We start from the raw sequence: 14,093 nt of genomic DNA on the forward strand, positions 1-14,093 counted from the left end.
CTTTAAGTGCTATCTATGTTACTCTATCGGCCTGGTCTTGACTTTGAGCCATTCTCTCTCCTGTTCGTCCAGTAAAGGCGATAACAACTCATACACCATGGCGTGGTATTCATTAAGCCATCTCTTCTCCTCTTCACTTAAAAGGCCGGGATCAATTCCATTGAGGTCAATAGGGCAGTATGTGACGGATTCAAACCTTAAGAACTTTCCAAATTCGGTCTCTCCGTCCTCTACCACCAGCATCTCATTTTCGGTGCGTATGCCATACTGTCCCTCGATATACACCCCCGGCTCGTTGGTCAAGATCATCCCCTTTTCCAGCTTGACGTTGTTGGGGATCTGGCTCATGCGCTGTGGCCCTTCGTGGACATTGAGGAAATACCCTACTCCGTGCCCGGTACCGCATTTGTAATCAATTCCCTGTTCCCAAAGGGGCAGCCTTGCCAGTATATCTATGTTGGAGCCCGTAGTCCCGTACAAAAACCTCGCCCTCGCCAGGTTTATGTGCCCTTTGAGCACCAGCGTAAAATCCCTTCGCTGCCTGTCGGTGATGGGCCCTAAAACTATTGTGCGGGTTATATCGGTAGTCCCTCCCAGATACTGGCCTCCCGAGTCGATAAGCAAAAAACCCTCCTTTTCAAGAGTATAGCAGGTTTCATGGGTGGCCTGATAATGCATCATGGCAGCATGGTCCCTGTAGGCTGCAATGGTGGCAAAGCTAGGGCCCATAAAGCCTTCCTGCTGCCACCTGAACTCTTCCAGCTTTTCGGCCACGGTAATCTCGGTTATTTCCTCCTTGCCCAAGTTCTGCTCAAGCCAATAGAGGAATTTGACCATGGCCACCCCATCACGCACATGCACCTTTTTCAGGTTCTCTATCTCAACCTCATTCTTCACAGCCTTCAATCTGGCAATAATGCTCAGGTCCTCTACCTTTTTACACTCCTTTGCCATGGCGTCATACAGCCGGCTATTGGTGGCGGCCGGGTCAAAGAGTATAGCATCGCCTTCTTTCAACCTGGCAAGGTGCTCATATATCTTTTCGTAGTTCTCGACGATTATCCCATTCTCATCAAGCATGCACGCCACATCATCAGGAACCTTACTTTTGTCTATAAACAGCCAGGCCTGACTGGAAGAAACCAGGGCATATGCTATGGCCACTGGATTGTAGGCTATATCGCTGCCACGAATGTTATACATCCATGCCACATCATCCAGACTGCATACCAAATAGTAATTGACGCCTTTCTTTGCCATTTCCTGGCGCACCATATGCAGTTTTTGAGCAGCAGTTCTCCCCGCAAAGGCCACATCGTGAACAAATACCGGCTGCTGGGGTACTGGAGGCCGTCTCTCCCATATCTCCTCCACCAGGTCGAATTCCTTGTTGAGGGATATGCCTTTTTTTGAGAGCTCCTTCTCCATTTCCTTAACCTTGGAGACTGAGAACACCTCACCGCATATCCCAACACAGCTATTTTCAGGAAGTTCCTGCCTAAGCCATTCTATGTAATCAGGTACCCCTGGCATTCCAGCTTTAAAAAGCTGTATTCCCGTGCCTTCAAGCTGCTTTTCGGCCTGGATGTAGTATCTGCCGTCAGTCCACAGACCGCTTTTTTCACAGGTCACAACCAAAGTCCCAGCCGAACCTGTAAAGCCAGACAGCCATTTCCTGCTCTCCCAGCGAGGAGCTACATACTCGCTCATGTGAGGATCCGAACTGGGAACGATGTAGGCCTCCATGCCCTTCTCCAGCATCTTCTCACGCAATCTATTTATCCGCTCTTTTACATCCAAACGATTACCCCTCCCCGATTTGTTGTATTTGCTATACATCTGCGGTATAGATGTTATGGAGCTATCCCCGCCTATCCACGCTCAAAGAATTTTCCCGTCTCCTTTTTATCGTCCACATGGCCTTTATTCGCACCTTCGACGCTAAATCTATGAAAACATTTTACCATATTTTTAAAGGCAATTCACCCTCATCATAGAAGATGAATTGCCCCTTAGGACAAATTCTACTAGAAACAAAGTTCTTTTATGACACTTTACACAACAGCATTAAAATCTCCTCATCTCTACTTCAAAATGCAGGTTTCCTCTCTCAGCCAAACCATCATCTCACCGGTCCCCCTGTTGCCCCATGCATAATAGGGCACAGCCTTAACCTCTACTTCTTCATAGCCATTTTGAGCGAAGCTATAGCATTCATCATCAAGCCAATCTTTCAACCTGTACGCCTTAAAGTTTATGGTTACTACTCCGTTTAAAAGCTCCTCCTCAAAAACTTCCCTAAACTCCACATTCTTGGGTACTATGATTTTGTGTAGCCCTTTCCCGTTATCCACCTCTTCTATGCAATAAACCATTGGCCCACGCTGTATAGCTACTTTCCCCACGTTCTCCCGCACTTTGGGGTTAGCCCGTACCAGCACAGCCTTCATCGGATAAATTACATCGATCTCATCATTGGGCTCCCACACCCTCCTTATCTTAACATATCCCTTCTCAATATGCTCTCCTATGTGCACCGTCTGTCCGTTCACACGAATGGAAGGCTGTTCACACCATGAAGGAATGCGTATTGCTATAGTAAACTCCCCTTTTGAATCAGGATTGACATTGATGTTTATATTTCCATCCCAGGGATAGCGGGTCTTAACATCAAGAGCAACGTTTTTGCCATTTAAAGCTATATTTACGCTGCTGTTTGCGAAAAGGTGGATATATATCTCGCCATCGCTGGAGGTAGAATACATGTAATCGCCTATCGAGGCATAAAGCCGGCTGACATTGGTAGGACAGCAGGCACAGGCAAACCACGCTGAACGTTGCGGCCTCACATGCGAGTGGTCCATCCTCTTCTCGCACGCCTCAGGATCCACCTCAAGGGGGTTAACGTAGAAAAACTTTTTGCCATCAAGCGATATTCCGCTTAAAATTCCATTGTATATGGCTTTCTCCAAAACATCCGCATACCTGCTATCTGGGTCCATCTGAAGCATTCTGTGGGCAAAAAACGCAAGGCCTATAGAGGCACAGGTCTCACCGTAGATGGTATCATTGGGCAAATCATAATCAAATGAGAAGGACTCCCCATAACTTTGCGAACCTATAGCTGCCGTTATGTACATCCTCTTCTTGGTCACGTTATCCCATAGCCTTTTCAGCACCGCAAACAATTCCTGATCACCGGTTTCCCTGGCTATATCAGCCATACCGGCATACAGGTACATAGCCCTTACCGCATGCCCTTCAGCAGTTGTCTGTTCTCTCACCGGCAGATGAGCCTGGCAGTACCTATACCCAAACCACTTGCCACCTCCACCGGTGGTAATCTCGTGCTCCCCTCTTTGTTCAGCCTCGAGTGTGAAATAATGTGGCTGTGTACCCCTCTCATCGATGAAGAACTTGGAAAGCTTCAAATACTTTTGATCACCTGTAACTTTATACATCTTAACCAGGGCAAGCTCTATCTCCGGATGACCGGAATACCCTCTCTTTTTCCCCGGCTCAGGGCCTAGCACTGTTAATATATGATCAGTAAACTTGCTCATGATGTCAATGAGCTTGGTCTTACCAGTAGCTCTGTAGTACGCGACAGCGGCTTCCATCATATGCCCTGCACAGTAAAGCTCGTGCAGGTCCCTCAAGTTGGTCCATTTTTTATCGGGATGGGCTACAGTAAAATACGTATTTAAATACCCGTCTGGCTGTTGCGCCCTGCCGATGAGGTCAACCAGTTCATCCAAAATTTTCTCCAGCTCAGGGTCAGGTTTCAACATCAGGCTGTAGCTGGCAGCTTCCAGCCATTTAGCCACATCGCTATCCTGAAAGAACATGCCGTAAAACTCGCCCTTTTGCTCCCCTGCTGCAATGCGAAAATTGGCTATAGCGTGGCTTTTGGGTGCCCCCTCCACATTGTCATTAAGTACATCGTACTGGTATGGGATGGTCTCATTCACGATTAAATCTTGAACAGATCCCAACAGTCCTCCATTGAGCTTTACATTTTCCATTTTGACGTTGGTAAGTTTGTTTAGCGTCAATATATATACCTCCTCCCTCATGTTATCAATCAAAAAAGATATAATCTCTAATCAACTCCCATCAACCTTGCTATCTCATCATATATGGGTTTTAGCTGCCTGTACATCATGTTATATATCCGGTAGTAGCTTTGATAGGCCTGCACCTCGCTTGGAACCGGCTGGCAAGAACGCTGATATCTGATAATCCTGGCAGCATCCTCGAAGCTCTCAAAGATGCCAACACCCACACCCGCTGCAATTGCAGCACCCAGCGAAGTGGCTTCCCCCGGGAAGCTGTGCACCCTTATAGGCTTTCCATATACGTTGCACATGATCTCGTTCCACAGCCTGCTCTTGGCTCCTCCTCCAAGCAGCGTCAGTGACTCTACTTTTAAACCGTCTTCCTCAAAGACATCCAGAACATTCTTAAGAGCAAAAGCAACGCCTTCATAGACCGAGCGGAAGAGATGGCTCTTCCCATGATACAGCGTAAGCCCTACAAACCCACCCCTGGTGTTTTCATCCCAGTGCGGTGTCCTCTCGCCCATCATGTAGGGTACAAAAAACACCCCGTTTGAGCCGACGGGGGCCTGCCGCGCCAAATCCTCAATAATATCAAACACCCTATCCCTCGCCTCGACTTTTTCCAGTTCATAACCGCCTATATTTTCAATAGCCCAATCATAGGCAATGGTAGCGCACTGCACCGTCCCTGTGACATTATAATTTCTCCCATCCAGATCGTAAAAATGAAATATCCTGGCGCCTTTGTCCAATACAGGGCAGTCGTTTATGGTAGATATCCAGGCGCTACTCCCAATATAGTTATAGGCTTGCCCCTTTTTGACCACACCGGCTCCTTTGGTGGCGCATGCGCCGTCTCCTCCGCCCACTACCACCGGCGTTCCGGCCTTCAAGCCCAGGATATCTGCCGCCTGCTTCGATAGGCCCCCCAAGACGTGAAAAGAAGGCATCTGCTCTGGAAGCTTATGTACATCTACACCTGCTTCACTTAAAACATCTTCTGCCCACTTTCCTTTGTTGATATTCAGCATACAGGTCAACGAAGCGTCAGAAAAATCGGTAACCCCCAGCCTGCCGGTCAGCTTAAACCCAACGTAATCCTTAGAATTTAAAAAATACGCCGTTTTATTATATATTTCCGGATAATTCTTCTTTAACCACAGTATCTTTGTAAAGGTGTAATGCGGATCGATCCTGTTACCAGTAATGCTGTAAAAATGCCATTCATCAAATACTCGCTTAAGATAAGAAGCCTCTGCCTGGCTCCTACAATCCGAATGGATTATATTTGGATATAAGACATCGCCGTTTGCATCCACAGGAATGCATCCGTTCATGTGCCCGCTCAGACCAATGACCGAAATCCGTTGTGAGCTAATATTACCTTTCTCCAGCAAAACCTTAGTCCCATCAATTATGCCTCTCCAATAGTCCTCTGGTTTCTGCTCAGCCCATCCCGGCTTGGGATAAATTGTATCGTAATTGACAGTATGTGCACAGGCCTTCTCCCCATCCGGCTTAAAGGTAGCACACTTTACTCCCGTGGTGCCTATATCAAATACCAGTATCAAACCATCTTCCTTCATACCCTTTTGCACCTTCCATTTTATTTCATGATTCCCCAATAAATTGGAGAAGGTTACGGTTTCTCTAACGTTTTCTCACCGTTCTAAAGCCAAAATCTCTTTTTTCAAGGTCTTCTTGTAATTTCTCATTCCTAACCCAGTTGCCCAGGCAATTTAACCTTCCATCTGTAAGCTTACATCCCGTTGGGATAAACCATTATCTTTATATGCTTTGCCTTATTCACCCGCGCCTCCTCGAGGGCTTGAGCGGTCTGCTCCAAAGTAAACTTTCCGGTAATCAATGGTTTAACATCGGCTATACCCGATGACAATATCTCGATCCCTTTGGGATACGTGTTGGCATACCTGAATACCCCGTATATGTCTACTTCTTTATCGACAATCTCGGGAACATTAAATGGAATGCTGTCCTGTGTAGGTAAACCCACCACCAACATCTTTCCCCCTCGCCGCAGACAAGCCAGTGCATCCTGAAGTGTCTTTGGATGCCCTGCGGCCTCTATGGCCACATCAACTCCTCGCCTACCTGTAAAATCCAAAATCTCCTTGAGCGCATCATGCGTCCTGGCATTGATAACCAAGGTTGCCCCCAGCTTTTTGGCAGATTCTAGCCTTATCTCCTCCAGGTCCACGGCTATAATCTCGTTGGCGCCAAAAGCCCTCGCCGCAATCACAGCCATCAATCCTACCGGCCCCAAACCGAAAATAACTACCGTTGCCCCCGGCCTTACATTTGCCCTGGTGGCAGCATGAATCCCCACCGAAAACGGCTCAATCAAAGCCGCTTCTTCAAACGTTAAATGCTCTGGAATGTGAAACACAAAATCCTGCCTGTGCTTGAAATACTGGACAAACGCTCCATCAAAAGGCGGAGTAGCCAGAAATTTAACATCAGGGCATAGATTATACCGCCCCTGCTTGCAATACTCACAGGTACCGCAAGTGACACCTGGCTCAACAGCCACCCTGTCACCCACTTTAAAACGGGTAACGCTGTCCCCTACCGCTGCAACAACGCCAGCACACTCATGCCCCAGTATTATTGGTTTCTCAACTACATACCTACCGATTCTACCGGTTTCATAATAGTGCACATCCGAACCGCACACGCCCACTGCCATGACTTTTATAAGTACCTCATCGGGACCTATCTCTGGAACAGGCCTATCTTCAATCACAATTTCAAAAGGTTCTGTCAAAACCGCCGCTTTCATGCTATCAGGCAAATCAACAGCCTTTAACATGATATACCACCTCCATATTTTTTCTTATTTCAAGGTTCAGCTTTTAAAGCTTCACCCTTACTTTTTTACAATTTTTGCATCCAATACATCAGTTAATACCCACCTTGACGCATGAGTAAGTTTTTATCGTTTTCGGAAGTTTCTCATACCGCTCAAAGCATCGGAAACTATTTTATATAACCGCTTAATTATCCGAAAATACACAACTATCAGAACGTCAAAATTATAATTTCGAAAAAACAATCAACTGACAGCACCGTTTACAGGCCTCAACGATAAAATCGTTAAATCATATCCTATATAGCTCTTATAGCTCTCAATTTTTTTAAATGAAATGTTAATCACCATGAGTCCGCTGCAGAATACCATCCTCCTGTATTATAATAGTACGCTCTCGAAAGGTCCAAGAGCTTTATTCCCTTCCTACCACCTGTCCACACCCTCACGGGTTACCACGCCGTACACCAGCGGTTTTGCCTGAGGCGGCTGCTTATCGATACCCACACCTTGATTGAATATATCAACCGCTTCCTGCAAATTGTCCTCCCTGGTCACATAAAACTCCGCCAGCGTGTCGCCTTTTTCTACCCTTTCACCCACTCGCTTGTACAAAACAATGCCCACCCTATGGTCTATCCTGTCTTCTTTGGTACTTCTGCCAGCCCCAAGCAATCGAACAGCCTGGCCTATGCTGCGCGCATCCATCGAACTTATATAGCCCTCTCGCTGCGCTTTTATGGCGATAACCTCTTTTGCCACCGGTAAAAGTGAAGGATCATCCACCACACGCTCATCACCTCCCTCAGCGCGAATCATCTCCTTGAACTTTTGCGCACCCCTGCCGCTATTTAAGGCCTCCTCTATCATCTCACAGCCCTGCTCAACGGTCCGGCAGCGCCCGGCTGTATACAGCATGTAAGCCCCCAGCAACAGCGAAACCTCTTTTAATGCCCCTGCCCTTTCTCCTTTTAATATCTCTATCGATTCTTTTACCTCAAGCGCATTGCCAACAGCCATACCCAGTGGTTGGCTCATATCTGTAATAACGGCTGTGGTATTGCGTCCCACGCGAGTACCCACGTTTACCATCTCCTGCGCCAGCTCAAAAGCATCTTCTACCGATTCCATAAAAGCACCGCTACCCGCCTTTACATCCAGCACTATGGCATCGGCTCCGGCGGCAATCTTTTTGCTCATCACGCTGCTGGCAATGAGAGACTTGTGCTCAACGGTCCCCGTCACATCTCGCAGTGCATACAGCTTCTTATCGGCAGGCACTAAATTTTCGGTCTGCCCTACCACAGCCACCCCAACTTCTCTCACTATACGAATAAAATCCCCAACCGATTGAAATGGGTTGAATCCCGGGATGGATTCCAGCTTATCTATGGTACCGCCGGTATGCCCCAGCCCCCTCCCCGACATCTTGGCTACCGGTACCCCACAGGCCGCCACCAAGGGCGCAACTACCAGGGTGGTGGTGTCCCCCACTCCACCGGTGCTGTGCTTATCCACCTTTATACCCGGTATGGGCGACAGGTCCACAGTTTCCCCTGAATAGGCCATGGCTAACGTGAGGTCTGCGGTTTCACGGCTGGTCATGCCCTGAAAATATATGGCCATCAACAGAGCGGATGCCTGATAATCGGGTATTCGGCCTGCCACATACTCGCGAACGAAGAAATCAATCTCATCACTGGTAAGTTCCCCGCCATTGCGTTTTTTCAATATGATATCCAGCATTCGCATTACTCAACAGCATCCTTTCATCGTTTATTTAATTATTGATTTTGCTGCAAACTTGATTTGCTTAAATATAGCTTGATATTGAATTATTATCGCAGCTCATTACCATTTTATCACTCATAGCGCAGTGCATCAATTGGATTTAAGCTGGCCGCCTTGCTGGCCGGGTACAGCCCGAATATAACTCCTACCCCCACTGAAAACCCGGTTGCCAGCAATACCACCTCGGCAGAAATTGCTGCAGGAATGTTCAAAATCCTGCTTAAAAAGCTTACCCCGACAAAGCCCAGCATAATCCCCAGTACACCGCCCAATCCGCTGAGCACGGCCGATTCTATGAGAAACTGGATGAGTATATCCCTCCTCTTCGCCCCAATGGCCTTTCTTATTCCAATCTCCCGGGTTCGCTCGGTCACAGATACCAGCATTATGTTCATAATGCCAATACCGCCCACTAGCAACGATATCCCCGCAATGCCACTCAACATCATGGTCAGCGTTGTAGTTGCCTCATTTATCGTAGAGAGCAGCTGCGTCTGGTTAAACACCCTGAAGCTGTTTTCATCGTTGAACTTCCTGGTTAAAAAGCGCTGTATCTCTGCAACCACCTGATTTACGACGTCAGGAGATTGCGTTGAAAGGTAAAAAGTCCGGACTTCCGTGTTTCTAAGGAGTCTCTGACCGGTAGTCAGCGGTATTATAACCCTGTTGTCATCAGAGCCAGCTATGGAACTCCCCTTTTCCTCCAGTATGCCCACAATTGAAAATTCCACTCCGTTTATCGAAATCTTCTCTCCGACTACATCTCTTCTCCCAAATAGCTCATCGGCAACATCCACCCCTATCACCGCCACTCTAAACCGCATATCCAAATCGTTTTGAAGCAAAAACCTGCCAAGCTGAACATGCGTATTTCTCACCTCCTGGTAACCGGGCGTAGTAGCTTCCAGAGAAGTATTGGTATTTTTGTTGCCCGCCTTTACCGTTACACCACCGCTCAATACAGGGGCTATTTCGCTGACGCCAGGCATGCTTTTTATCCGCTCTAAATCCTCTTGAGTAACGCTGCGGTTCCTTCCCCCTGTGATATTGATGATGATCAAATTGGTGCCGAGGCTTTCAATTTGACTGGATACACGCTGGGTAGAACCCTGCCCAAGGGCGATCAGGGTAATTACAGCGGTAACGCCAATAATTACTCCCAACATGGTCAAAAACGAGCGCATCTTATTTGATAAAATCGAGCTAAAAGCCATTTTAATGGCCTGCGTAAACTTCATTGCATCTCCACCTCTTCATCAGATACAATTTGCCCGTCGCGTATAGTGATCAGTCGCCTTGCATACCTGGCTACGTTTATATCATGCGTGATGAGTATAATGGTATTGCCCCGAGAATGAAGTTCCTTAAATATCTGCATGATTTCCATACCGGACTTGCTGTCCAAATTACCGGTAGGCTCATCAGCCAGTATGACAGAGGGGTGGTTGACAAGAGCTCTCGCAATGGCCACCCTCTGCTGCTGTCCACCTGATAGCTCCGAAGGCCGGTGATGTATGCGTTCCTTAAGCCCCATCATTTCTAAGGTGCGTATTGCTTCTTCCCTTCTTTTTTTAGCTCCCACGCCCGCGTATATAAGCGGAAGCTCCACATTTTCCAGGGCAGTCAACTTAGGCAGCAAATTAAAGCCTTGAAAAACAAACCCAAATTTCTTATTACGGACCTCCGCCAATTGGTTCTGATTATAAGAGGTTATATCACGCCCATCCAGGTAATACTTTCCTTCCGTGGCTACATCCAGACACCCAATTATGTTCATAAGGGTGGATTTACCAGAACCTGAAGGCCCCATAATGGCAACAAACTCGCCTTTGTTGATGGATAAGGATATATTATTCAAAGCTACAACCTTATTATCCCCCATTTTGTAAATTTTGCTTAAGTTCTCAAGCCGTATCATGCGCCCAAAACACCTTCTTTCATCATCAACGGGTGTTTGAAGGAACCCTGGACCTGTTAAATCCACCCTGGGGGAAAGCCCCTCTCATATTACCAAATCCCGGGAACATTCCCTGCCAATTATTTTGAGTGCTGGTTGAATTGGATACTGGGATAAGTACTTCTTCTCCTTCTTCAACCCCGCTTATGACCTCGGCGTAAGTCTCATTTGTAAGGCCAATTTCTACCTTGCGAAAGCTAATTTCTCCAACTAAGTTTCTAGATTGTATACTTACACTCCTATTTCTCGTCACAAATCTCCGCCCTTCAGCGCCTCGGGTACCTGACGTTTCAGGCGCAGAAGCAGACCCGCCAGCCGTTTCCCCTTCACTTTCTCGGGTGTTTTGTGAAGAACTAGAAGCTACCATCACATATTTTTCACCGTTTTTCTCCTGAACCGCTTCTATTGGAAGAAGCACCACTCCTTTTTTGCTTTCCACCTGAATTTCGGCAGTTGCACTCATCCCAATCCTAACATCACCGGGGTCTTTTATAGAAATGGTTACATCAAAAGTTGTTACTCCTCCGCCGGAGGATTGCCCTATATCAGCTATCTTTATAACCTCTCCTTCAAAAACCGTATCCGGGAAAGCATCTACCTTAATCTTAGCTTTTTGACCTATTTTCACTTTGGGTATATCAAGCTCATCCACCGCAACCACTACATTGAGCTGCGTAGGGTCTATAATAGTAGCAATTGCCTTACCTTGCTGCACCTGATCTCCAACCTTCACTGTCAAAGAAGTGATGATGCCATTGATGGGGCTTTTGACCTCAGTATTTCCCAGCTGACTTTTCTTGCTCTCCAGCTCTTTTTGAGTCTGTTCAATGGCAAGGTTCTGCGACTCTATATTAGCCTTAACATCAGAATCATCAAGTTTAAATAGATTGTCGCCACGCTTAACCACGCTGTTTTCTTTGACATAAATAACGCTTATCTTCCCGTTATTCCCTGTGACACTAACCCCCTGATTGACATCCAGCGTACCCTCACCTATGACCACGTATTCACCGGAATTTTCATCGCGCTTTAAAACGGTAGCCTTGGCTCCAATTGGCAGGTCGTCCCTGTTAATCTGAACCTGTACGCTTCCTGTGATGGGCCCAGCCTGGCTGTCCTGCTGGCCTGAGGGACCCGCCGGCTGGCTTAAAGATGTATCCACCACAGTTCCCTCTACCTCGGTACTATCCTCTAACCTGACCAAGACCTTTTCACCTGCAGTCAAAGAAATGCTCCCCTGCGGCTTGATAGTCACTTTCATCTTTCCATCAGTAGAGATAATAGCCAAAGCACCGTATGTTCTGGTAGTGGTTCCTACGTCTTCGCCCACCCTTGCTTTAAGGAATTTAATCCGTCCATCAGCAGGTGCCTTTATGTAGAAATCGCTTAAGCTGGCTTTCAACTTTGACAGAGAAAGGTTCTGCTGCTTAAGATTGCTTTCAATCCTCTCTATCTCCTGTTGCAGGCTGTCATCGTCAATAACGGCTATCACATCTCCCTCCTTAACCCTGTCTCCTTCTTTAACTTCAAGCTTTTCTACCGCTCCACTTACCAGCGGAACTACCTCCTGCGAGACCGCTGCAACCACCGTACCGCTTGCAGAAACATTGAGTTCTATATCTCCAATTTGGGCTCTCGCCACCATATAATTGGCATTTGCATTGGTTTTTGGAGCCTGCAACCTGCGATAAACAAAATATCCACCCACAAGGAATAAAACCACTAGAGCCATTGCTATTATTCTCTTTAGCCATTTTCTGTTCATTTTGCATCCCTCCATTCATCGATATAAAGATTTGAATTACATTTGAGGCAGGTATAAAGATTGCAGTCAGCTTCAATCCAGAATACATGTGTTTCTGTAATGCTTAGCAGAAATGATTGCATGACTACCCTTAGCTTGACATACATTATTTAATTGCGTCATTGTTTCAATGTACCAAAAAACTCCTAATTGAACATTTAAACCACTGCCATTAAAAACCGCATATCATATTCCCAGTATAACAATAATTTTTGGTGAAATCATGAATGAATTTTGAACTATTTGTGAACAAAAAAGAAAACGGGTTTTGATTAAAACCCGTTTTCAACGATTACATCGCGGTACCACAATGCACTTTTCTTTGGAGTCCTCTCAAGCGTCTCATAATCCACATACACAATACCAAACCGCTTGCTGTAGCCATAGGCCCATTCAAAGTTGTCCATAAACGACCAGACATAGTAGCCTTTGAGGTTTACCCCATCCTGTATGGCTCTGTAGGCCGCCTCAAAATGGCTCTTCAGATATTCTAACCTGTCCTGGTCATCCACCATGCCATCCACTACCTTGTCGTCCTTAAAGGCAGCGCCGTTCTCGGTTATATAGATATTGGGAGCGTTGTAGTCCCTGTGCACTCTCATGAGAAGGTCATACAATCCTTGAGGATAAACCTCCCAACCCATCTCGGTGTATTTACCCTCGGGATGTACGTGTTCTACCGAATCAAAACCATCTTTTTTCCCTTTCTTGACTACGGCTCTAGTATAATAATTTATCCCAAGGAAATCGACGGGGTTGTTCGCAATGAGCTCCATATCACCGGGACGTATCACCGGCGCCTTATATTTCTCCTGATAAAATGCCAGGATATCCTCGGGATAAGCGCCTTTAAAAACCGGGTCCAAAAACCACCGATTCTGGAACCCGTCCTGGAACTGTACCGCCTGGCTGTCCTCAGGGCCGTCAGAAGCAGGATAAACAGGCGTCAGGTTCAGGGTAATCCCTATCTGACCACCATCATCGTTCCCCGACTGGCGATAGGCCTGCACCGCCTTGGCATGAGACAGCAGCAGATGATGGGTAATCCTTACTGCAAGCGCAAAATCCTTATAGCCGGGCGCATGCTCGCCAAAGGCGTTGCCGACAAAAGCCACCACCCAAGGTTCGTTGTGGGTGATCCACTTCTTTACCCGATCCCCCAAGACGTCATACATCTTGAACACATACTCGGCAAAGTAATCCGTTACGTCTCTATTGTCCCAGCCACCGATATCCTGAAGTGCCTGTGGCAAATCCCAGTGATAAAGGGTAACAATCGGCTCTATGCCAGCCTTTAAAAGCTCATCCACAAGCGAATTGTAAAAGTCCAAACCTTTTTGGTTAACCTGCCCCTTCCCCTGCGGATAAATCCTGGGCCAGGCTATGGAAAACCTGTATCCTTTGAGTCCTAATTCTTTCATCAGCTGTACATCTTCTCTGTAACGGTTGTAGTGATCACAGGCCACATCGCCGGTATCTCCATTCAGCACCTTGCCGGGCGTATGGCTAAACCTATCCCATATAGACTCGCCGCGCCCGTCCTGGTTTACTGCCCCTTCCACTTGATAGGAAGCGGTAGCCGAACCCCATATAAAGTCTTTCGGAAAAGTTATTTTGCCCATCTCTAATTCCCCCCTTAGACTTGTTCTTATA

At 46.9% G+C, this 14,093-nt stretch carries 9 protein-coding genes; all 9 read right to left on the reverse strand.

What is annotated here, in order from left to right; genetic code table 11:
* Positions 1-18: 18 nt before the first annotated feature.
* Positions 19-1,800, reverse strand: coding sequence for an aminopeptidase P family protein (locus KVG29_RS01865; protein WP_252226053.1), 1,782 nt, complete (start codon positions 1,798-1,800; stop codon positions 19-21).
* 284 nt (positions 1,801-2,084) lie between these two features.
* Complete coding sequence (locus KVG29_RS01870; protein ID WP_252226055.1) at positions 2,085-4,055, reverse strand: glycoside hydrolase family 127 protein; 1,971 nt, start codon at positions 4,053-4,055, stop codon at positions 2,085-2,087.
* Between the two features lie 47 nt (positions 4,056-4,102).
* Positions 4,103-5,647 (reverse strand): xylulokinase, encoded by a 1,545-nt coding sequence (locus tag KVG29_RS01875; RefSeq protein ID WP_252226056.1) that lies wholly within the window; start codon positions 5,645-5,647, stop codon positions 4,103-4,105.
* 173 nt (positions 5,648-5,820) lie between these two features.
* On the reverse strand, positions 5,821-6,891 hold the full coding sequence (locus tag KVG29_RS01880) for an NAD(P)-dependent alcohol dehydrogenase (RefSeq protein WP_252226057.1): 1,071 nt from the start codon (positions 6,889-6,891) through the stop codon (positions 5,821-5,823).
* Positions 6,892-7,314: 423 nt separating this feature from the next.
* Complete coding sequence (locus KVG29_RS01885; protein WP_252226058.1) at positions 7,315-8,640, reverse strand: pyrimidine-nucleoside phosphorylase; 1,326 nt, start codon at positions 8,638-8,640, stop codon at positions 7,315-7,317.
* 110 nt (positions 8,641-8,750) lie between these two features.
* The gene (locus tag KVG29_RS01890) at positions 8,751-9,917 is read right to left on the reverse strand and encodes an ABC transporter permease (RefSeq protein WP_252226059.1); all 1,167 of its coding nucleotides are present in this window, start codon (positions 9,915-9,917) and stop codon (positions 8,751-8,753) included.
* Complete coding sequence (locus KVG29_RS01895; RefSeq protein WP_252226202.1) at positions 9,914-10,597, reverse strand: ABC transporter ATP-binding protein; 684 nt, start codon at positions 10,595-10,597, stop codon at positions 9,914-9,916. The genes KVG29_RS01890 and KVG29_RS01895 overlap by 4 nt, the downstream gene beginning before the upstream one ends.
* A 25-nt stretch (positions 10,598-10,622) precedes the next feature.
* Positions 10,623-12,401 (reverse strand): HlyD family efflux transporter periplasmic adaptor subunit, encoded by a 1,779-nt coding sequence (locus tag KVG29_RS01900; protein WP_252226060.1) that lies wholly within the window; start codon positions 12,399-12,401, stop codon positions 10,623-10,625.
* A 311-nt stretch (positions 12,402-12,712) separates the two neighbouring features.
* Positions 12,713-14,062, reverse strand: coding sequence for a GH1 family beta-glucosidase (locus KVG29_RS01905; protein ID WP_252226061.1), 1,350 nt, complete (start codon positions 14,060-14,062; stop codon positions 12,713-12,715).
* Positions 14,063-14,093: the final 31 nt, after the last annotated feature.

The organism is Caldicoprobacter algeriensis (genome assembly GCF_023838525.1).
Taxonomy (GTDB): Bacteria; Bacillota; Clostridia; order Caldicoprobacterales; family Caldicoprobacteraceae; genus Caldicoprobacter; species Caldicoprobacter algeriensis.